Source organism: Klebsiella sp. PK18 (genome assembly GCF_057784655.1).
Genome location: NZ_CM173493.1, coordinates 370,328 through 391,845 on the forward strand (window position 1 = coordinate 370,328; position 21,518 = coordinate 391,845).

A 21,518-nucleotide genomic window follows, 5' to 3' on the forward strand; every position below is an offset into this window, starting at 1 on the left:
TTTGCCTTCTCACCCACACTATAGTGTCCAGGATCACACTTTTCGCTCATCCCCGCCACTCCTCCCTGTCTAATCCCCGTCGGGATGAGGACGATGAATCGGGAGGTCGGCACACTAGCGCCATCGTTTTAGTAAAGGACCCGGATCTCATTATGTCACAGACTTCATTTAACAAAGCTCAGTTTCAGGCTGCACTGACGCGTCAGTGGCAGCATTTTGGTTTACAGTCCGCTTCCGAGATGACACAGCGTCAATGGTGGCGCGCGGTCAGCGGAGCGCTGGCGGAACTTCTGGCGGCGCAGCCGGTAGCGAAACCGGCGCAAGGACAGCGTCACGTTAACTACATCTCGATGGAGTTTCTGATTGGTCGCCTGACCGGCAACAACCTGCTCAACCTGGGCTGGTACGAGGGCGTTAGCGACGCGCTGAAAGGCTACGACGTCAACCTCACCGATCTGCTGGAAGAAGAGACAGACCCGGCGCTGGGTAACGGCGGCCTGGGACGTCTGGCAGCCTGCTTCCTCGACTCCATGGCGACGGTGGGGCAGTCGGCGACCGGTTACGGTCTCAATTACCAGTATGGTCTGTTCCGCCAGTCATTTGACGATGGCCAGCAGATGGAAGCCCCGGACGACTGGGGGCGTAACAGCTACCCGTGGTTCCGTCATAACGAAGCGCTGGATGTCCAGGTCGGCATCGGCGGGAAAGTCAGCAAAAACGGCGAATGGCAGCCGGCGTTCGTCATTACCGGCGAAGCCTGGGACCTGCCGGTGCTTGGCTATCGCAACAACGTCGCCCAGCCGCTGCGTCTGTGGCAGGCCAAACACGCTCATCCGTTCAACCTGACCAAATTCAACGATGGCGATTTCCTGCGCGCCGAGCAGCAGGGCATCGACGCGGAAAAACTGACCAAGGTGCTGTACCCGAACGACAACCATCAGGCCGGTAAAAAACTGCGCCTGATGCAGCAGTACTTCCAGTGCGCCTGCTCAGTGGCCGATATCCTGCGCCGTCATCATCTGGCAGGCCGCAAGCTGGCCGAGCTGGCGGATTACGAAGTGATCCAGCTGAACGATACGCACCCGACCATCGCCATTCCGGAGCTGCTGCGCGTGCTGATCGACGAGCACCAGCTGAGCTGGGACGACGCCTGGGCGATCACCAGCAAAACCTTTGCTTACACCAACCACACCCTGATGCCGGAAGCGCTGGAGTGCTGGGATGAGAAGCTGGTGAAAGCGCTGCTGCCGCGCCATATGCAGATCATTAAAGAGATCAACGACCGCTTTAAACAGCTGGTGGACAAAACCTGGCCGGGCGATAAGCAGGTCTGGGCGAAGCTGGCGGTGGTGCATGACAAGCAGGTGCGGATGGCCAACATGTGCGTGGTGGGCGGCTTTGCCGTCAACGGCGTGGCGGCGTTGCACTCGGACCTGGTGGTAAAAGATTTGTTCCCGGAATATAACCAGCTGTGGCCGAACAAATTCCATAACGTGACCAACGGCATCACGCCGCGCCGCTGGATCAAGCAGTGCAACCCGGCGCTGGCCTCGCTGCTGGATGAGACGCTGAAAAAAGAGTGGGCCAATGACCTCGACCAGCTGATCAATCTGGAAAAATACGCTGACGATGCGGCATTCCGTCAGACCTATCGCGATATCAAGCAGGCCAACAAAGTTCATCTGGCCGAGTTTGTGAAGCAGCGTACCGGGATTGAGATCAACCCGCAGGCGATTTTCGATATTCAGATCAAACGCCTGCACGAGTACAAGCGTCAGCACCTTAACCTGCTGCATATTCTTGCGCTGTACAAAGAGATCCGCGAAAACCCGCAGGCGGACCGCGTGCCGCGCGTCTTCCTGTTCGGCGCGAAAGCGGCGCCGGGCTACTATCTGGCGAAAAACATTATTTTTGCCATCAATAAGGTAGCGGAAGCGATCAACAATGACCCGAAAGTCGGCGATAAGCTGAAGGTGGTCTTCCTGCCGGACTATTGTGTATCGGCAGCGGAAAAACTGATCCCGGCGGCGGATATCTCCGAGCAGATCTCCACCGCGGGTAAAGAAGCCTCTGGCACCGGCAACATGAAGCTGGCGCTGAACGGCGCGCTGACCGTCGGGACGCTGGATGGCGCTAACGTGGAAATCGCTGAGCAGGTGGGCGAGGAAAACATCTTTATCTTCGGCCACACGGTTGAAGAGGTGAAAGCCCTGAAAGCGAAAGGCTACGATCCGCTGAAATGGCGTAAAAAAGACAAGCTGCTCGATGCGGTGCTTAAGGAGCTGGAGAACGGCACCTACAGCAACGGCGACAAGCATGCCTTCGATCAGATGCTGCACAGCCTGCTGCAGGGCGGCGATCCGTACCTGGTGCTGGCCGATTTCGAAGCCTACGTAGCGGCGCAAAAACGGGTAGATGAGCTGTATCGCGACGAGGAGGCCTGGACCCGCGCGGCTATCCTCAACACCGCGCGCTGCGGCATGTTCAGCTCCGACCGCTCGATCCGCGATTATCAGCAACGTATCTGGCAGGCGAAACGCTAAAGGAAGGCCTATGGAGAGTAAACGCCTCGATAATGCCGCGCTGGCGGCGGGCATCAGCCCCAGCTATATCAATGCGCACGGTAAGCCGCAGTCTATCGCGGCTGTCACCAAACAGCGCCTGCTGGATGCGATGCATCGCTCTACCGCCGCCACGAAAGTGGCGGTTAACCCGCTGCCGAACGTGAAAATTTTCACCCACGGCAAAAAAATGTCGCTGCCGGTGGCAGGACGCGGTGAGTATCAGTGGATCCTGACCACTGAGGACGGTAAGCAGTATCAAGGGAAAACCCGCGGCGGCGAGACGCTGCCGCTGCCGGCTAAACTGCCGGAGGGGTACCACTCCCTGACGCTCACCCAGGAGGGAGAGCGTTGGCACTGCCGGACCATTGTCGCGCCGGCGCGCTGCTACGAACCGCAGCCGCTGAAAGAGGGGAAAAAGCTGTGGGGCACCTGCGTGCAGCTTTATACCCTGCGCTCGGAGAAAAACTGGGGGATCGGCGATTTTGGCGATCTGCGGGCCATGTTGCCGGAAATCGCCCGCCGCGGCGGGTCGTTTATTGGCCTTAACCCGATACATGCTCTCTATCCGGCGAACCCGGAGAGCGCCAGTCCGTATAGCCCGTCTTCACGTCGCTGGCTGAACGTCATCTACATCGACGTTAATGCGGTTGAAGATTTCCAGCGTAGCGAAGAGGCGCAGGCGTGGTGGCAGTCCGCAGCGACCCAGCAGGCCTTGCAGGCGGCGCGGCAAACGGATGATGTCGACTATACCGCGGTCACCACGCTGAAAATGACCGCGCTGCGTATGGCGTGGAAACGATTCTCTCGTCGTGAAGATGAGCAGATGACAGCGTTCCGCGAGTTTGTTCTGCGCGAAGGGGAAAGCCTCTACTGGCAGGCCGCTTTCGATGCGCTTCACGCCTGGCAGGTACAACAGGACCCGCTGCGCTGGGGCTGGCCGGCCTGGCCGAAGGCCTTTCAGGATATCGACAGCCCGGAGGTGAAAGCCTTCTGCATTGAGCATGAGGACGACGTCAGTTTCTATCTCTGGCTGCAGTGGCTGGCCTGGAGCCAGTTCGCCGCCTGCTGGGAAACCAGCCAGCGCGACGGGATGCCGATTGGCCTCTACCGCGATCTGGCGGTGGGCGTCGCCGAAGGCGGGTCGGAGACCTGGTGCGACCGTGAGCTGTACTGCCTGAAAGCGTCCGTGGGCGCGCCGCCGGATATTCTGGGCCCGCTGGGCCAGAACTGGGGCCTGCCGCCGATGGATCCGCATATTATTGCCGCTCGCGCCTATGAGCCGTTTATTGATCTGCTGCGCGCCAATATGCAGAACTGCGGCGCGCTGCGCATCGATCACGTGATGTCGGTGCTGCGTTTGTGGTGGATCCCCTATGGTGAAACCGCCGACCATGGCGCTTACGTTCAGTATCCCGTCGACGATCTGCTGTCGCTTCTGGCGCTGGAAAGCCAGCGTCATCGCTGCATGGTGATCGGCGAAGACCTGGGCACGGTACCGGTGGAGATTGTCAGCAAGTTACGCAACAGCGGCGTCTATTCTTATAAGGTGCTCTATTTTGAGAGTGATGCAGAGAAAACGTTCCGCGCGCCGGCGCTGTACCCGGAGCAATCAATGGCTGTGGCGACGACGCACGACCTGCCCACCCTCCGCGGCTACTGGGAAAGCGGCGATCTGACGCTAGGTAAAGCGCTGGGGCTCTATCCTGATGAGGTGGTGCTGCGCGGGCTGTACCAGGACCGCGAGCTGGCGAAGCAAGGGCTGCTGGATGCGTTGCATAAGTACGGCTGTCTGCCCAAACGTGCCGGGCATAAGGCCTCGCTGATGAGCATGACCGGGATCCTCAACCGGGGGATGCAGCGTTACATTGCCGACAGTAACAGTGCGCTACTGGGCCTGCAGCCGGAAGACTGGCTGGAGATGGCGTCGCCGGTTAACATTCCGGGTACCAGCACTGAGTACCCGAACTGGCGCCGGAAGCTGTCCGTCACCCTGGAGCAGATGTTTGCCGATGAACAGGTCAATAAGCTGATCAAGGATCTGGATAAACGGCGTAAGGCGGCGAGCAAGAAAGCCGCCGCCAGATGACTTCCCGCCGCGTCGTTTGCTGCGCGGCGATGAGCATGTCCGATAAAAAAGGCCGGTCCGCATAATGCGGACCGGCCTTTTTCTGTGCGGGAGTCTCCTTACACCACCATCCCCAGCAGCAGACAGCCTACCAGGCCGCATACTGAGATAATGGTTTCCAGCACCGACCAGGACCTGATGGTCTCGCCGATGGTCAGGTTAAAGTACTCTTTGAACAGCCAGAAACCCGGATCGTTGACGTGAGAGAAGATAACGCTGCCGGAGCCAACGGCGATAACCATCAGTTCCGGGCTGACGCCGGTGGTGGCGATCAGCGGCGCGGCAATCCCGCCTGCGGTGATGGCGGCAACGGTCGCCGAACCCAGCGCGATACGCAGCACTGCGGCGATTGACCACGCCATAAACAGCGGAGACATGTTCGATTCGTGCATGATAGAGGCGATGTATTTATCCATGCCGCTATCCACCAGCACCTGCTTGAAGGCGCCGCCACCGCCGATGATCAACAGCATCATGGCGATGATTTTAATAGAGGAAGTCAGGGTATCGTTGATCTGCTCCATAGAGCGGCCGCGGTTCAAACCGAAGGTGAACAGGGCGATCAGTACCGCAATCAGGGTGGCCATCACCGGGTCGCCGAAGAACTCAGCAATCGGCAGGAAGGCGTGGCCCTTCGGCAGGATCATCTCGGCCACGGCGCGCATCGCCATCAGGATCACCGGTACCAGCGAGGTCCAGACGCTGACGCCAAAGCCAGGCATCTCTTCTTCTGTGAACACTTTCGGGTTATGCAGGCCTTCCGGGATCGGCTTATCAATGCCTTTCAGGAAGCGCGCAAACACCGGCCCTGCCAGGATAACCGTCGGGATAGCCAGAATGGTGCCGTAGAGCAGCGTTTTGCCCATATCGGCATGGAAGATGGTGGCAATCGCTGTCGGACCCGGATGCGGCGGCAGGAAGCCGTGGGTGACAGAGAGCGCGGCGGCCATCGGTACACCGACGTACAGCAGCGGGATGCGGGCCGAGGCGGCGATGGTAAACACCAGCGGCAGCATCAGCACGAAGCCCACTTCATAGAACAGCGCGAAGCCGACGGTGAAGCCGGTCAGCACAACCGCCCACTGAATATGCTTCTTACCGAACTTATTGATAAGGGTAGTGGCGATACGCTGGGCGCCGCCGCAGTCTGCCAGCAGTTTACCGAGCATAGCGCCGAAGCCCATGATCAGCGCGAGGCTGCCAAGGGTGCCGCCAACGCCGTTCTTGATAGAGACGATCACTTTATCCAGCGGCATACCCTGCATTAATCCGACGGCGAGCGCCACCAGAACCAGCGCAATGAAGCCGTTCATTTTGAAACGGATCATTAACAGCAATAACAGGGCAACCCCGATAGCAACGATGATTAATGGCATGATTTACCTGGCCTTAATTTGTTATGGGTAACGTCAAAGATTCAACCTGTAAGACATCTGCCCCATGTGGGAGCAAAATAGTCTGGCACCGTAAATACTTGCATTATCCTTACCCAGAGAAAGGATAGCTGGCTATTTTTTTGCCGGTGGTGCCTGAAGTGGATGATACGGGTAACATGTGAGGGTTGAGAATCACCTGACGGGGGAAAATGTTAAATATGAGACTTAAGTCATACTCTTTCCCCGGTTTTTGCCGGTCATTTAGCGGGAGATGTTGCGCGGTAACACAGAAAGGGCCAGGGAGGACCGGCGGCAGGGTGCCGCCGGAGGAAGGGCTTAGTAGTAGGAGTGCTCGCCGCGCTGATGCTCGGTCAGATCGCGAACCCCTTTCAGCTCCGGAAACTCGTTCAGCAGCTGCTTTTCAATGCCTTCTTTCAGGGTCACGTCAACCATCGAACAGCCGTTGCATCCGCCGCCGAACTGCAGAATAGCCAGACCGTCGTCGGTGATCTCCATCAGCGACACGCGGCCGCCGTGGCCCGCCAGCTGCGGGTTAATCTGCGACTGCAGCAGGTACTCGACGCGCTCCATCAGCGGGGCATCGTCAGAGACTTTGCGCATCTTGGCGTTCGGCGCTTTCAGCGTCAGCTGCGAGCCAAGCTGGTCGGTGACGAAATCAATTTCAGCGTCTTCCAGATAGGGCGCGCTGAGCTCATCGACATAGGCGGTCAGCTGTTCAAATTTCAGCGCCGTGTCGGTGTCTTCCACCGCATCCGGTGGGCAGTAAGATACGCCGCACTCAGCGTTTGGGGTGCCGGGATTAATCACAAATACGCGAATTTGCGTCCCTTCTTCCTGATTTGCCAGCAGTTTGGCAAAGTGCGCTTGTGCAGCATCGGAAATACGGATCATAGCGTTGGCCTAATAGTTGACTATTTTACTGGGTTATAATACGCCCATCAGCGGGGGTCTACAAGGTACGGCACAAACACCATACCTGAACCGTCGCGGCGCCGTTTCGCAAAAGCAGGCGGGATATCTCGGCGACGGTGCTGCCGGTCGTGACGACATCATCCACGATAGCGATATGGAGTCCCTCCACGGCAAATTCAAGCTGAAAGGCATTTTTCAGGTTCTGCCTGCGCTGGCGGGCATTGAGCGAATGTTGGACGGCGCCGGCTCGCTGGCGAGTCAGGCCTTCCCGATGCCAGACGCAACCTCGCCAGCGGGCTAACGGTCGGCACAGTTCGTCACACTGATTATAACCCCGGCGCCAGCGGCGGCGATGCCACAGCGGTACGCCGACCATACCGTCCACCGGCGGCAAATCGTGCCGCTGCTTAAGACGCAGCTGCAGCAGACGCGCCAGGGCGGGCCCCAGCTCCGGACGATGGTGAAACTTCAACTGCTGGACCAGACCGCTCAGCGGCGGGCGATAGTCATTGACTGCCACCAGCCAATGCCAGGGAGGCGGCTTTTGCAGGCAGCGGCCGCAGGGATGATGGGATGTCGCCGCCGGCAGGCCACACTGGGGGCAGAGCGGGGGGCAGGCGAGCAGGGCGCGGCTGCAGCGGGAGCAGATCCCCCAGCAGGCGACCGCCAGCGGCATTTGGCATAGCCAGCATAAGCTGTGTGCTGTTAGCATATTTGGCCTTCTGTCCAGTAAAAAAGAGAACGGTAACGGATGAACGACATCTGGTGGCAAACAATCGGCGAAGGGGATTGTCATCTTGTGCTGCTGCACGGCTGGGGGCTGAACGCTCAGGTATGGGATTGCATCACGCCGCAGCTGGCTTCGCATTTTACCCTCCACCTGGTGGACCTGCCGGGCTATGGCCGCAGCGGCGGGTATGGGGCGATGTCGCTCGAGGCGATGGCGCAGCGGGTGCTGGAGCAGGCTCCTCCTCAGGCGGTGTGGCTGGGCTGGAGCCTGGGCGGGCTGGTGGCAAGCCAGGTGGCGATGATGCACCCGGAACGCGTGCAGGCGCTGGTGACGGTTGCCTCTTCCCCCTGTTTCGCGGCCCGTGACGACTGGCCCGGCATCAAGCCCGAGGTGCTGGCCGGGTTTCAGCAGCAGCTGAGCGACGATTTCCAGCGCACCGTCGAGCGATTCCTCGCCCTGCAAACCATGGGCACAGAGAGCGCGCGTCAGGATGCGCGGGCGTTAAAGCAGGCGGTGCTCTCGCTGCCGATGCCTTCCGCCGAGGCGCTGAACGGCGGACTGGAGATCCTCAGAACCGTCGATCTGCGCCAGGCGCTGGTTGGGTTGCCGATACCGTTTCTGCGGCTGTATGGCCGGCTGGACGGACTGGTGCCGCGCAAGATTGTCCCGCTGCTGGATAAGCTGTGGCCGGAAAGCGAGTCAATCCTCTTCGATAAGGCGGCGCATGCGCCGTTTGTTTCCCATCCCGCGGCCTTCTGCGAGCCGCTGCTGGCGTTGAAAACGCGGCTGGGGTAATTTTTTTTGCCGCGCCATGGTAAATGGGCCATTCCTAGCAATACTTAGGTTGTTACGGTGGTTGATTATTTCATTCCGCCACCGTGACCTACAATAACAACCTTATGGAGAGTAGAGGCTATGAAACTTGTTACAGGAATGGTTGCATCTCTGGTGATTGGCACCCTGTCTTTTGGCGCATTTGCCGCGAAAGAGATCCAAAAAGAAGACGTGGCGAAGATGAATTTGACCAAGGTCGGCAGCATCACGACCTCCAGGACGACGTCACCGATGGACGCCCGACGCGATCTGTCTAAAAAAGCCGATGAGCTGGGTGGGAAATACTTTGTGGTGATTGCCGGGCAGAAAAACGAAAAAACCGTACACGCTAACGCTGACGTTTATAAATAATCCAGTCATAAAAAACGGGCCTGTTGGCCCGTTTTTCACTGCTGTCTTACTCGTTTTACCCGCTGCGCGATCTGGCCTGACTCTTTTCATCGCAGCGCCCACCACTCCTGCTGGCACGCCGCTTTCCCTTCAGGACAGCTTTTACAGCTGCCTGAGAGACAGCCCTCGCTCGTTTCGCTGATCCGTACCACCTTACCCATGGCTTCCATCCGTTCCAGCATCGCGTCAATCAGCGGCTGAGGCGTCCGCAGGCGGGCGCTGAGCTGTTTCGCCTCCATACGACCCTGCAGGGCCAGCATATCGCGGACTTCCATTAACGACGCCACAGACCCTCCTTAGTGGCAATCGCCAGCCGGGCTGGAACAGCAGGAGGCCGGCGTTTTTCGGGTGGCCAGCAGCGAGACGTCCACCCGGCTGCGCGCCCGGCGCAGCAGGCCGAAGAGCACCACGTTGAACAACACCACTGCCAGGATACACACCAGGCTGTAGCGCGGATGGTCGCTAAAGCTGACGGTCTGGTAATAGAGCGTCGAGAGCGAATAGGCGATATTCAGCCCCCACAGGATGGAGAAGGTCATCCAGCCGCGGCTCGATTCGCGGGCGATGGCGCCCATCACCGAGATGCAGGGGATATAGAGCAGAACGAAGATCAGGTAGCTGTATGCCGCCGCCGCGCTGCCAAATTTACTGCCCATCACGCCCATGGCGCCGGTGGCCATCTCGCCATCGCCTTTGCTGGCTTCGATGGGGTTGGCCAGGACGCTGAGGCTGAAGGTGTCTTTCAGTCCCTGCCATGTTTCGTCGACGGCGGCGAGCAGTTCTTCGCCGAGGCTGAAGGTCTGCGGATTGAATTCCTCATTCTGGATATCTTCGGCGGTATAGAGGGTGTTCAGCGTACCGACCACCACCTCCTTCGCCATCGCGCCGGTAAACAGGCCGACGGTGGCCTGCCAGTTATCTTCATGCACGCCGATCGGTTTAAACACCGGCGTAATGACCCGGCTCACCGAGGCCAGCGCGGAGTCGTTGATGTTGTCGACGACCTTACCGCTCAGCGAGAAGCTGTTCAGCGCGCTGAGGAAGATGCTGACAATGACGATCACCTTCCCGGCGCGCAGCACAAAGCCTTTCAGGCGCTGCCAGGTCTGGATAATCAGGCTCTTGATGTGCGGGACGTGGTACACCGGCAGCTCCATCACGAATGGCGAGGCTTCGCCACGCATAATGGTGTGCTTCAGCATCAGGCCGGTGAGAATGGCCATCACAATGCCCAGTACGTAGAGCGAGAAGACCGCCAGCGCACCGTTCTGACCAAAGAACGCGGCTGCGAAGACGGCGAAGATCGCCAGCCGCGCGCCGCAGGACATAAACGGCGCCATCATAATGGTCATCAGACGCTCGCGCGGCGCGTCAAGGGTACGGGCGCCCATCACCGACGGCACGTTGCAGCCGAAACCGACAATCAACGGGACAAAGGATTTCCCCGGCAGGCCGAGGGCTTGCATCAGGCGGTCCATGACAAAGGCGGCGCGCGCCATGTAGCCGGAGTCCTCAAGGAAGGAGAGGAACAGATACATCATGCCGATCTGCGGCACCAGCGGCAGCACGGTGTTGATACCGCCGCCGATCCCCTGGGCGAGGAACACGGTCAGCCAGTCCGGGAAGTGCAGGGTGTAGCCCAGCCATTGAATACCGTGAATAAAGACCGCGACCGAACCGGCATCAAAAATCGGCTGCAGCGCGCCGCCGATGTTTATCGCCAGCAGGAACATCAGGTACATGACAAAGAGAAAAATCGGCAACCCGAGGAAGCGGTTGAGGATCACTTTGTCCATCGCCGCGGTGAAGCGGCTCGGCTCGGCGGTCAGGGTGTTGCTGACGGCGTCGCAAATGGCGGCGATGGTCTGATAGCGTGCGTCTGCGATATGCAACGCCGGGTCGTCGATCTCGTCGCTGAGATTCGCCAGAGCAATATCCAGTTTATCGGCGGCGTCGCCGGCATAGGCCCGGCTGTAGATATCGCCCTCCAGCATCTGCAGACCCAGCCAGCGCCGCTGCCGGGTCGGGATCTGCGCTGACATTTGCTGCGCCAGCAGGTCAGCTTCGCGCAGCAGCGGCTGCGGATAGTGAACCAGCTCAATATCGCTGTTCGCCTGATGACGGTCGAGGGCAATCTTCAGCGCTTCGATTCCGCGTCCGCGGGTTGAGACCAGCGGAATGACCGGGCAGCCGAGACGGGCGGCGAGGGCGTCGATATCGATACGCACCTGCTGCTTTTCGGCGATATCCAGCATGTTCAGCGCGACGACGCAGGGGATCCCCAGCTCGAGCAGCTGCAGCGTCAGATAGAGGTTTCGCTCAAGGTTGGAGGCATCAACCACGTTAATCAGCATGTCGGCGTCGCCGCTCAGGATGTAGTGGCAGGCAATCTGCTCGTCCAGCGAGGTCTGCGAAGAGATGGTGGTCAGGGAGTAGGTCCCCGGGAGGTCGACCAGCGTGACCTGATGGTCAGTGGTGGCGAAAACGCCCTCTTTACGCTCAACGGTGACCCCGGCCCAGTTGCCTACGCGCTGGCGGGCGCCGGTCAGCTGATTAAATAAGGTGGTCTTGCCAGAATTAGGATTACCAATTAAACCAACGGTTAATTTTTTCATATTTCAGACTCTTGTGCCGGGCCAGCCGTTATTGTGCAACCGCTTCCAGTTCGATTAAGGCGAGATCTTTTTTGCGTAATACCAGACTGACGCGTCGGGTTTCAATATGAACAGGATCGCCGAGCGGCGCTACGCGAACCACATGAAAAGAGGAACCGGGCAGCATGCCGAGGGAGAGTAATTTCTGACGGTATGCTGGGCTAATATCGCGGGAGAATCCGGTAATTTTCCACGCACTATCAGGTGTGAATTGCATAGGGCCTACTTGTCTATCGATAACCGAAGAAGAATTTTCCGGACGCCTGGAGGCAGCTGCGCCGGGGACCGTAGCCAACGAAAAAGGAAAAAACGTTCTGAAAGTGATGATAATGAGAATGGTTTTTATCATCAATACATATGATGCGCTTCGCGCTATTTTTATAGCGAAAATCACCTTTTTATTGATATGCCGCAAAATCCAGTCGGTGATCAAATAGGCGCAAAATATTATTTCGGCGATCTAATGTTTAATTAAGGTTTCTTAAGTTAACGAAATGAAAATAATAATTTCGCGACCTTTCCTTAACGGAATTAATGCAGGTTATCAGAAATGACTGAACCCGTTTTGCGCGTAATGGCGGCCGTATCGCCAGGGGATGAAAAATGAAAACTGCCCCTGAAAAGGGGCAGGGAGAGATTAGCGTTTTTTACCCATCGCCGCAGCGAGGGCATCCATCATTGCGCTGTTACCGGCAGGCTGTGCCTCGCGACCGCGGGGTTTGGCGGCCTTCGCGGCCGGGCGGTTACCCTGGGGGCGATCCTGACCGCCGCCGCGGCGGGCGTTGCTGTCGCCTGGCTGCTCGTCGAGACGCATGGTCAGGGCGATACGTTTACGCGGCAGATCGACTTCCATGACCTTGACCTTCACGATGTCGCCCGCTTTCACCACGGTGTGCGGATCTTCAACAAACCGGTCAGAAAGCGACGAAATGTGTACCAGTCCATCCTGATGGACGCCGATATCGACAAACGCGCCGAAATTGGTGACGTTGGTGACGGCGCCTTCCAGGATCATCCCCGGCAGTAGATCGTTCATGGTCTCTACGCCGTCGGCGAACTTCGCCGTCTTAAACTCCGGACGCGGATCGCGGCCCGGTTTTTCCAGCTCTTTGATAATGTCGGTGACGGTCGGAACGCCGAACTTCTCATCGGTGAAATCCGCAGCCTTCAGATGACGCAGTTCGCTGCTGTTGCCCATCAGATCTTTCAGCGCCTGTTGGGTGGCGGCCAGAATGCGCTCGACCACCGGATAGGCTTCCGGGTGCACGGTGGAGGCATCCAGCGGGTTGTCGCCGTGGTTGATACGCAGGAAGCCGGCGCACTGTTCAAAGGCTTTCGGCCCCAGACGGCTGACCTTCAGCAACTGCTGGCGATTCTGGAACTGGCCGTTCTCGTCGCGCCAGGCAACGATGTTCTGCGCCATCATGCGGGTCAGGCCGGCGACGCGGGTCAGCAGCGGAACGGAGGCGGTGTTCAGGTCAACGCCGACGGCGTTCACGCAGTCTTCCACCACCGCGTCCAGCTTACGCGCCAGCTGGGTCTGGCTGACATCGTGCTGATACTGGCCGACGCCAATCGATTTCGGGTCGATTTTCACCAGCTCGGCCAGGGGATCCTGCAGACGGCGGGCGATGGAGACCGCGCCGCGCAGCGACACGTCGAGGTCCGGGAACTCCTGGGCCGCCAGCTCGGAGGCGGAGTAAACGGAAGCCCCGGCTTCGCTGACGATCACCTTCTGGGCGGTGACTTTCGGGAACTGCTTCTGCACGTCGAGGAAGAAACGCTCGGTTTCACGCGAGGCGGTACCATTGCCGATGGCCACCAGCTCAACATTGTACTTTTCACACAGCGCGGCGACGACGACGGCCGCTTTGGCGGCCTGGCCGGTATGGGGATAGATGGTATCGGTGGCGACCAGTTTACCGGTGGCGTCGACGACGGCCACTTTCACCCCGGTGCGCAGGCCCGGATCGAGTCCCATGGTGGCGCGCAGCCCGGCGGGCGCGGCCATCAGGAGGTCGTGCAGGTTACGGGCGAAGACGTTGATGGCTTCGTCCTCCGCGCGCTCGCGCACGGTGCCCATCAGCTCGGTTTCGAGGTGCATCAGCACTTTGATACGCCAGGTCCAGCTGACGACACCTTTACGCCAGCTGTCCGCCGGGGCGTTATTCAGGCGCAGGCCAAGGTGGTCGATAATAATTTGCTCGCCGTGGCTCTCTTTCGGCGGCTCGTCAAACTGCGGATCGGCGTTTAAAGAGAGCTGCAGCACGCCTTCGTTGCGACCGCGGAACATCGCCAGGGCGCGATGCGAGGGCACGGTGGCGATCGGCTCGTGGTGATCGAAGTAGTCGCGGAATTTGGCGCCTTCCTCTTCTTTGCCGCTGACGACGGTGGAGACCAGGTGGGCGTTTTTCCACAGATAGTCGCGGACCTTCGCCAGCAGCGCGGCGTCTTCGGCAAACCGCTCCATCAGAATATAGCGCGCGCCGTCCAGGGCCGCTTTGCTGTCGGCGATGCCGTTGTCAGCGTTAATATATTTTGCGGCTTCCGCTTCCGGATCGTGGGCCGGTTCGTTCCACAGCAGGTCAGCCAGCGGCTCCAGCCCGGCTTCGATGGCGATCTGCCCGCGGGTACGGCGCTTCGGCTTGTACGGCAGGTAGAGATCTTCCAGTTCGGTTTTGCTGAGCGTGGTGGTGATGGCTTTTTCCAGCGCGTCGGTCAGTTTGCCCTGTTCAGCGATGGATTTGAGGATCGCCTGACGACGGTCTTCCAGTTCGCGCAGATAGCCAAGGCGGGTTTCCAGATTACGCAGCTGCGTGTCATCCAGACCGCCGGTGACTTCTTTACGATAACGTGCAATAAACGGCACGGTGTTCCCTTCATCAAGCAGGCGAACGGCAGCTTCTACCTGTTCGGCTCTGGCCTGAAGTTCACCCGCAATAATGCGGCAGAGCGAATCATTCATCATGGCTTTTAATTCATCTTTAGGGTCAAAAATCAGGGACTAGTTATACGGACTGACGGCTGAAAATGCCAGTCGCGCCCGGTGTCTCTCGGAAAGTTCTTGTCTATTTTACGTATTCGATCTCGTTGACATACCAGCTGGCTTCGCCCGCCGGCGTGTTAACGATAGCCAGATCGCCGACCTCTTTTTTCAGCAAGGCGCGCGCCATTGGCGAGTCGATGGAGATGTAGTCTTTGCGGCCAAAAATCTCATCGTAGCCGACGATGCGAAAGCGTTTGGTATCGCCCTCGTCGTTTTCGATCTCTACCCAGGCGCCGAAGAAGACTTTGCCTTCCTGCTGCGGGGAATAATCGACGATCTTTAACTGTTCCAGACATTTGGTCAGATAGCGGACCCGGCGATCGATCTCCCGCAGGCGCTTTTTGTTGTACTGGTAGTCCGCGTTCTCGCTGCGGTCGCCAAGGCTGGCGGCCCAGGTGACCTTTTTGGTCACTTCCGGGCGCTCCTGGCGCCACAGGTAGTCCATTTCCTGCTTCAGTTTTTCATATCCCTCGCGGGTGATCAGCGGCGTTTTCATCGTGAGTTCAACCTTCTGACAGTCTGTCGTTGCGCACAATTTGTAGCGCGTAATAATACCGACAGGATAAATACTGTGTCTTATGATTAAATGTATACTTAACCTGCTGTTAAATATGCTTTGTAACAATTTAGCCTGGAATATATACCAGATTTAGCTGGTGAGCGCGCCGGGCTTTTTTGAGAATACGCACTGACTATTGCAGTGAACCTTTGGGAGTACAAACAATGCAAGAGAATTATAAGATTCTGGTTGTGGATGACGACATGCGCCTGCGTGCGCTGCTCGAACGTTATCTGACCGAGCAGGGCTTCCAGGTTCGTAGCGTGGCGAACGCCGAACAGATGGATCGTCTGTTAACCCGTGAATCCTTCCACCTGATGGTGCTGGATCTGATGCTGCCAGGGGAAGATGGTCTCTCGATTTGCCGTCGTCTGCGCAGTCAGAGCAACCCGATGCCGATCATTATGGTGACGGCGAAAGGTGAAGAGGTTGACCGGATCGTTGGCCTGGAAATCGGGGCTGACGACTACATTCCGAAGCCGTTTAACCCGCGTGAACTGCTGGCCCGTATTCGGGCGGTGCTACGTCGTCAGGCGAATGAACTGCCGGGCGCGCCATCGCAGGAAGAGGCGGTTATCGCCTTTGGTAAATTCAAACTGAACCTGGGCACCCGCGAGATGTTCCGTGAAGACGAGCCGATGCCGTTGACCAGCGGCGAATTTGCGGTCCTGAAGGCGCTGGTGAGTCATCCTCGCGAACCGCTGTCGCGCGATAAGCTGATGAACCTCGCCCGCGGGCGCGAATATTCTGCGATGGAGCGCTCCATCGACGTTCAGATCTCCCGCCTGCGCCGCATGGTGGAAGAGGATCCGGCGCATCCGCGCTATATCCAGACCGTCTGGGGTCTGGGCTACGTCTTCGTCCCGGACGGCTCTAAGGCATGAAACGCGTGCGCTTTTCGCCGCGCAGCTCCTTTGCTCGCACGCTGCTCCTGATCGTCACCTTGCTGTTCGTCAGCCTGGTGACGACCTATCTGGTGGTACTGAATTTCGCGATCCTGCCGAGTCTCCAGCAGTTTAATAAAGTATTGGCCTACGAAGTCCGTATGCTGATGACCGACAAACTGCAGCTGGAGGATGGCACCCAGCTGGTGGTGCCCCCGGCGTTTCGTCGTGAAATTTATCGTGAGCTGGGGATTTCGCTCTATTCCAATGAAGCGGCGGAAGACGCAGGGCTGCGCTGGGCGCAGCATTATGAATTCTTAAGCCAGCAGATGGCGCATCAGCTCGGCGGCCCCACTGAGGTGCGGGTGGAGGTCAATAAAAGCTCCCCCGTGGTGTGGCTGAAGACCTGGCTGTCGCCCAATATCTGGGTGCGGGTACCGCTGACCGAGATCCATCAGGGCGACTTCTCGCCGCTGTTCCGCTATACCCTGGCGATCATGCTGTTGGCGATAGGCGGCGCCTGGCTGTTTATCCGTATTCAGAACCGTCCGCTGGTAGATCTCGAACACGCGGCGCTGCAGGTCGGGCGCGGTATTATCCCGCCGCCGCTGCGAGAGTACGGCGCCTCTGAGGTGCGCTCGGTGACCCGCGCCTTTAACCATATGGCCGCGGGCGTGAAGCAGCTGGCTGACGACCGTACGTTGCTGATGGCCGGGGTCAGCCACGATTTACGTACTCCGCTGACGCGCATTCGTCTGGCCACCGAGATGATGGGCGAGCAGGACGGGTATCTCGCGGAGTCGATTAACAAAGATATCGAAGAGTGCAACGCCATCATCGAGCAGTTTATCGACTATCTGCGCACCGGGCAGGAGATGCCGATGGAGCTGGCGGACCTCAATGCGGTGCTGGGGGAAGTGATCGCTGCTGAGAGCGGCTATGAACGTGAGATCGCCACTGCCCTGCAGGCCGGTGAAATCCCGGTACGCATGCACCCGCTTTCTATCAAGCGTGCGCTGGCGAATATGGTGGTGAATGCGGCCCGCTACGGCAATGGCTGGATCAAGGTCAGCAGCGGCAGCGAAGCGAGCCGGGCCTGGTTCCAGGTGGAAGATGACGGGCCGGGGATCAAACCTGAGCAGCGCGAACATCTGTTCCAGCCGTTTGTACGCGGCGATAGCGCCCGCAGTACCAGCGGCACCGGGCTGGGGCTGGCGATTGTTCAGCGTATTATCGACAATCACAACGGCCGGCTGGAGATTGGCTCCAGCGAACGCGGCGGATTACTGATCCGCGCCTGGCTACCGGTGCACCGGATGCTGGCGCCGATGAAACCCACCAAAGAGAGCTGAGTGCGGCCGAGGTTGGCTAATCAGGACGTTGCACAACAAAAAGCCGGGCAAGCCCGGCTTTTTCACCTCTGCGCCCGTTAGCGCTGCGGCCCTGCCGCCACCAGCGCGGCGCCCGCTGGCGTATCGGTATACTTCTCAAAGTTCTCGATAAACAGCTTCGCCAGCTGATCGGCTTTTTCCTGCCACTGCTCCGGGGAACCATAGGTGCTGCGCGGATCGAGGATCTGGGTATCCACACCCGGGAGCGCCGTTGGGATCTGCAGGTTAAACATCGGCAGGGTAAAGGTCTCCGCGTTGTCCAGCGAGCCATTGAGGATGGCGTCGATGATGGCGCGGGTATCTTTAATCGAGATACGCTTGCCGGTGCCGTTCCAGCCGGTATTGACCAGATAAGCCTGCGCGCCGGCCGCCTGCATACGTTTAACCAGCACTTCGGCGTACTGTGTCGGATGCAGCGACAGGAAGGCGGCGCCAAAGCAGGCGGAGAAGGTTGGCGTGGGCTCGGTCACGCCGCGTTCGGTGCCGGCCAGTTTGGCGGTAAACCCGGACAGGAAATGGTACTGGGTCTGATCGGCGGTCAGGCGGGAGACCGGCGGCAGGACGCCGAACGCATCGGCCGTCAGGAAGATCACTTTGGTGGCGTGACCCGCTTTGGAAACCGGTTTAACAATGTTGTCGATATGGTCGATGGGGTAGGAGACGCGGGTGTTTTCAGTCTTCGAACCGTCATCGAAATCGATCGTGCCATCGGCGCGCACCACCACGTTTTCCAGCAGAGCATTGCGGCGAATGGCGTGATAGATATCCGGCTCGGCCGCTTCAGAGAGCTTGATGGTCTTGGCGTAGCAGCCCCCTTCGAAGTTAAACACGCCGTCGTCATCCCAGCCATGTTCATCATCGCCAATCAGGCGGCGTTTTGGATCGGTGGAGAGGGTGGTTTTGCCGGTGCCTGAGAGGCCGAAGAAAATAGCGACATCGCCTTTTTCGCCGACGTTGGCTGAGCAGTGCATGGAGGCGATGCCCTTCAGCGGCAGCAGGTAGTTCATGATCGAGAACATCCCTTTCTTCATTTCGCCACCATACCAGGTGCCGCCGATCAGCTGGATGCGCTCGGTGAGGTTGAAGGCGATGAAGTTTTCCGAGTTCAGACCTTGCTCTTTCCACTGCGGGTTGGTGCACTTCGCGCCGTTCATCACGATGAAGTCGGGCTCGAAGTCCGCCAGCTCTTCATCGCTCGGGCGGATGAACATGTTTTTAACGAAGTGCGCCTGCCAGGCCACTTCGGTAATAAAGCGCACGCTGAGACGGGTATCGGCGTTGGCGCCGCAGAAGGCGTCGACGATAAACAGCCGTTTACCGGACAACTGCTGGGTCACCAGCCCTTTCAGATGCTGCCAGGTTTCCTGTGAAAGCGGCTTGTTGTCGTTTTTACCTTTGCCTTTATCGGACCACCAGACGGTATCGCGGGTGGTGTCGTCGCGAACGAGATACTTATCTTTCGGAGAACGGCCGGTAAAAATGCCCGTGTCGACGGCGATAGCACCCAGACTGGTTAATACGCCACGTTCGTAACCTTCCAGGCTGGGGTCGAGCTCTTCCTGAAACAACATATCGTAGCTGGGGTTGTGGACGATATCCTGAACGTCATTGATACCATAAGCCTTGAGATCCTGCGGGGTTAAACCATGATTAACGCGCATGTCACTGCTCCTTAGCCAAGATGTACTGCTGTAAATTGTAGGGTTTCTTACCGGGTATTGACCGCGACCAGGCTCATAGATTTACGTATCTCGACATTCCTCAGAATGACGAAAAAAACGGTGACTCCTGTCACGAAGTGAAGTGGATTATCTCAGGAAATGGACGGATGTTGGGGGTAGATGTTTATTAATGGTTAAAAAGTAATTAAAAAAACTACTGAATTGTGAATGTAATCGCTTTCCTGGAATAAAATTACGTAACTCTTTCAGGGAAAATCGATTCAACTCGTGAATAAATAAAAGTCAGGCACAAGGCGACGAACAACATCGCCACCCTGTACCTGTGGAAGACGCGGGGATTAATGGACCTGTGGGTCGGCCGGAGAGGCGTTATTACGGATCTCGGCAATATCCATGGCATTGAAGATATAGTGGTTACCGCAGTAGTCGCAGTGCATATCAATCTCGCCTTCATCGGCGAGGATGCTATCTATCTCTTCATCCGGCAGGGTCTTCAGCGCGCCAGCGCAGCGTTCACGAGAACACGTACATTTGAACTCGACGCTCTGCGGCTCGTAGACCGTGACCTCTTCCTCATGGTACAGGCGCCACAGCACATCGTTCGCCGGCAGGGTGAACAGCTCTTCCGCCTTGATGGTCTCGGTGAGCGTCGCCAGGTGCTCGAAGTCGGTCGTCTGGGTATCCTGCGCCGGCATCACCTGCAGCAGCATCCCACCGGCCATCGGCTGACCTTCATGTTCCCCGGTGCGAATGATGAGGCGCGTCGGCAACTGCTCTGAACGCTGGAAGTAATCTTCCAGGCAGGCGGCCAGCGTATCGCCTTCCAGACCGACCACACCCTGATAACGTTCACCCTCTTTCGGGGAGATGGTAATGACCAGATAGCCGTTGCCGACCATCGTTTTCAAATCCGCATCGTCCGCAATATCGCCCTGCACGCGCGCGACGCCGCGCAACTGCTGCTGGTTATTGCCGTTGATCACCGCCAGCTGTAAAGGGCCATCGCCCTGCAGCTGAACGGTAATATCACCAGCAAACTTCAGCGTCGCGGTCAGCAGGCTGGTGGCGACCAGCAGCTCCGCCAGCACCGTTTTCACCGGCTGTGGATAGGTGTGATTCGCCAGAATCTGTTCCAGGGTTTCCGACACCGTCACCAGCTCGCCGCGTACGGCATAGTTTTCAAACAGATAACGATGTAATTGATCGTGTTGAGTCATAATCATCTCTCTTTCTGGCGCGAGTTACTCACTCTCGCCGTGTTTAAATCTCATCAGGTCGCGGCGCTCTTTCTTGTCCGGACGTCTGTCAGGGTGCGGCATGGTCAGGGCGTTCATTTTGCGCGCCAGGGCCACTTTTTCACGCTTCTCGATACTTTCCGCCGTCTCTTCATACAGGGCGACGGCTTCACTTGCCGGGCGGCGCTGTTCGGTAATACCGACGATCCGTACCGTACGCTCGTCATTGCCCTGGCGCAGCGTCAGCATGGCGTCCAGCTCGACAATTTTCCCGGGTTTGCTGCGTTGTCCGTTGTAATGCACCTTGCCGCCTTCAACCATCTCCCGCGCCAGCGCGCGGGTCTTGTAAAAGCGGGCGGCCCAAAGCCATTTGTCCAGTCTGACGGTTTCGCTGGGCTTCTCTTTCATCGCCTCTCCTTCGGGGTAAGCGAAGGGATCAGTCGCCGGTAATCATTCAGCCCCGGATGGCGCAGATACTGCTTTTCCGCCAGCCCGGAGTCGGGATTGGTAATGCCCAGGCAGTAACGAATGCCAAATTCCCTCGCGGCATCCAGAATCGCCTCGCTGTCGTCGACAAACAGCGTTTTATGGGCCTCAAGGCCAGTCTCCTCCGCCACGGCGCGCCACAGGCGCTGATCCTCTTTCGGATAACCAAATGTGTGGGTGGAAAGTAATAAATCAAGGTGCGCATCCAGGCCGGTGTGTTTGAGCTTCACCGCCAGATTGTGGGGATGGGCATTGGTCAACAGAATGCGTCGCTTACCGCAGGCCTTGAGCGCATCAAGGAACGGCACCGTATCCTCGCGCAGCGTGGCGCGCGGACCCTGTTCGCTGGTCATCGCACAAATATCCAAACCCAGGCGCTCGCTCCAGTAATCCAGACAGTACCAGTTTAGCGTATGCTGCACGGCGTGATACTCCTGGCGCATGGCGTCTTTCGCCTCCTGCAGATTGAGGCCGCGGGCGGCTCCCCAGGTTTCAGGCACCAGCGTTTGCCAGAAATAGTTGTCAAAAGCGAGGTCCAGGAGCGTGCCGTCCATATCCAGCAGAACGGTATCGACCTCCTGCCAGGCGATATCAAAATGCATGATGACTCTCCAGCGAGCAGAAAATGG

18 protein-coding genes are annotated in these 21,518 nt (G+C 58.3%); 6 read left to right on the forward strand and 12 right to left on the reverse strand.

Going from position 1 to position 21,518, the window contains the following annotated elements:
- The first annotated feature begins 152 nt into the window (after positions 1-152).
- Both malP and malQ read left to right on the forward strand, forming a co-directional pair.
- Positions 153-2,543 carry a maltodextrin phosphorylase gene (gene malP, locus AC3EMD_RS01720; protein WP_016161908.1) on the forward strand — a complete coding sequence of 797 codons (2,391 nt, stop codon included), beginning with the start codon at positions 153-155 and terminating at the stop codon, positions 2,541-2,543.
- A gap of 10 nt (positions 2,544-2,553) precedes the next feature.
- The gene (malQ, locus tag AC3EMD_RS01725) at positions 2,554-4,650 is read left to right on the forward strand and encodes a 4-alpha-glucanotransferase (protein ID WP_008806998.1); all 2,097 of its coding nucleotides are present in this window, start codon (positions 2,554-2,556) and stop codon (positions 4,648-4,650) included.
- Positions 4,651-4,748: 98 nt separating this feature from the next.
- Here the strand turns inward: malQ and gntT are convergent, their stop codons facing one another.
- The 3 genes from gntT to gntX all read right to left on the reverse strand — a co-directional run bounded on the left by gntT (position 4,749) and on the right by gntX (position 7,710).
- On the reverse strand, positions 4,749-6,065 hold the full coding sequence (gene gntT / locus AC3EMD_RS01730; RefSeq protein WP_008806999.1) for a gluconate transporter: 1,317 nt from the start codon (positions 6,063-6,065) through the stop codon (positions 4,749-4,751).
- 336 nt (positions 6,066-6,401) lie between these two features.
- The gene (gene nfuA / locus AC3EMD_RS01735; protein ID WP_002920540.1) at positions 6,402-6,977 is read right to left on the reverse strand and encodes a Fe-S biogenesis protein NfuA; all 576 of its coding nucleotides are present in this window, start codon (positions 6,975-6,977) and stop codon (positions 6,402-6,404) included.
- A 58-nt stretch (positions 6,978-7,035) separates the two neighbouring features.
- On the reverse strand, positions 7,036-7,710 hold the full coding sequence (gntX, locus tag AC3EMD_RS01740; RefSeq protein WP_023340779.1) for a DNA utilization protein GntX: 675 nt from the start codon (positions 7,708-7,710) through the stop codon (positions 7,036-7,038).
- A 39-nt stretch (positions 7,711-7,749) separates the two neighbouring features.
- Between gntX and bioH the strand changes: the two genes are divergently transcribed.
- Both bioH and AC3EMD_RS01750 read left to right on the forward strand, forming a co-directional pair.
- Complete coding sequence (gene bioH, locus AC3EMD_RS01745; protein WP_302073907.1) at positions 7,750-8,523, forward strand: pimeloyl-ACP methyl ester esterase BioH; 774 nt, start codon at positions 7,750-7,752, stop codon at positions 8,521-8,523.
- A gap of 120 nt (positions 8,524-8,643) precedes the next feature.
- Positions 8,644-8,913 (forward strand): YdgH/BhsA/McbA-like domain containing protein, encoded by a 270-nt coding sequence (locus tag AC3EMD_RS01750; protein ID WP_002920510.1) that lies wholly within the window; start codon positions 8,644-8,646, stop codon positions 8,911-8,913.
- An 86-nt stretch (positions 8,914-8,999) separates the two neighbouring features.
- On the opposite strand, the gene feoC is transcribed toward AC3EMD_RS01750, so the two are convergent.
- From feoC to greB, 5 genes are all read right to left on the reverse strand, one after another.
- On the reverse strand, positions 9,000-9,239 hold the full coding sequence (gene feoC / locus AC3EMD_RS01755; protein ID WP_004202151.1) for a [Fe-S]-dependent transcriptional repressor FeoC: 240 nt from the start codon (positions 9,237-9,239) through the stop codon (positions 9,000-9,002).
- 9 nt (positions 9,240-9,248) lie between these two features.
- Positions 9,249-11,567 (reverse strand): Fe(2+) transporter permease subunit FeoB, encoded by a 2,319-nt coding sequence (gene feoB, locus AC3EMD_RS01760; RefSeq protein WP_008807002.1) that lies wholly within the window; start codon positions 11,565-11,567, stop codon positions 9,249-9,251.
- Between the two features lie 28 nt (positions 11,568-11,595).
- On the reverse strand, positions 11,596-11,823 hold the full coding sequence (feoA, locus tag AC3EMD_RS01765) for a ferrous iron transporter A (RefSeq protein ID WP_002920506.1): 228 nt from the start codon (positions 11,821-11,823) through the stop codon (positions 11,596-11,598).
- 420 nt (positions 11,824-12,243) lie between these two features.
- A complete protein-coding gene (locus tag AC3EMD_RS01770) occupies positions 12,244-14,574 on the reverse strand; it encodes a Tex family protein (RefSeq protein ID WP_040968926.1) in 2,331 nt (776 codons plus the stop codon).
- Positions 14,575-14,674: 100 nt separating this feature from the next.
- Positions 14,675-15,148, reverse strand: a complete 474-nt coding sequence (gene greB, locus AC3EMD_RS01775) for a transcription elongation factor GreB (protein WP_008807004.1) — start codon at positions 15,146-15,148, stop codon at positions 14,675-14,677.
- 227 nt (positions 15,149-15,375) lie between these two features.
- Between greB and ompR the strand changes: the two genes are divergently transcribed.
- Both ompR and envZ read left to right on the forward strand, forming a co-directional pair.
- Positions 15,376-16,095 (forward strand): osmolarity response regulator transcription factor OmpR, encoded by a 720-nt coding sequence (ompR, locus tag AC3EMD_RS01780; protein WP_001157751.1) that lies wholly within the window; start codon positions 15,376-15,378, stop codon positions 16,093-16,095.
- On the forward strand, positions 16,092-17,447 hold the full coding sequence (envZ, locus tag AC3EMD_RS01785) for a two-component system sensor histidine kinase EnvZ (RefSeq protein ID WP_008807005.1): 1,356 nt from the start codon (positions 16,092-16,094) through the stop codon (positions 17,445-17,447). The genes ompR and envZ overlap by 4 nt, the downstream gene beginning before the upstream one ends.
- A gap of 77 nt (positions 17,448-17,524) precedes the next feature.
- Here the strand turns inward: envZ and pckA are convergent, their stop codons facing one another.
- The 4 genes from pckA to yrfG form a co-directional block, all read right to left on the reverse strand.
- Entirely contained in the window at positions 17,525-19,147 is a 1,623-nt protein-coding gene (gene pckA / locus AC3EMD_RS01790; protein ID WP_016161903.1) for a phosphoenolpyruvate carboxykinase (ATP), read from the reverse strand.
- A gap of 359 nt (positions 19,148-19,506) precedes the next feature.
- A complete protein-coding gene (gene hslO, locus AC3EMD_RS01795; protein WP_008807007.1) occupies positions 19,507-20,391 on the reverse strand; it encodes an Hsp33 family molecular chaperone HslO in 885 nt (294 codons plus the stop codon).
- Positions 20,392-20,409: 18 nt separating this feature from the next.
- Positions 20,410-20,811 carry a ribosome-associated heat shock protein Hsp15 gene (gene hslR, locus AC3EMD_RS01800; protein ID WP_302073908.1) on the reverse strand — a complete coding sequence of 134 codons (402 nt, stop codon included), beginning with the start codon at positions 20,809-20,811 and terminating at the stop codon, positions 20,410-20,412.
- Complete coding sequence (yrfG, locus tag AC3EMD_RS01805) at positions 20,808-21,491, reverse strand: GMP/IMP nucleotidase (RefSeq protein WP_004181456.1); 684 nt, start codon at positions 21,489-21,491, stop codon at positions 20,808-20,810. Before yrfG ends, hslR begins: the two co-directional genes overlap by 4 nt.
- Between the last annotated feature and the right edge of the window lie 27 nt (positions 21,492-21,518).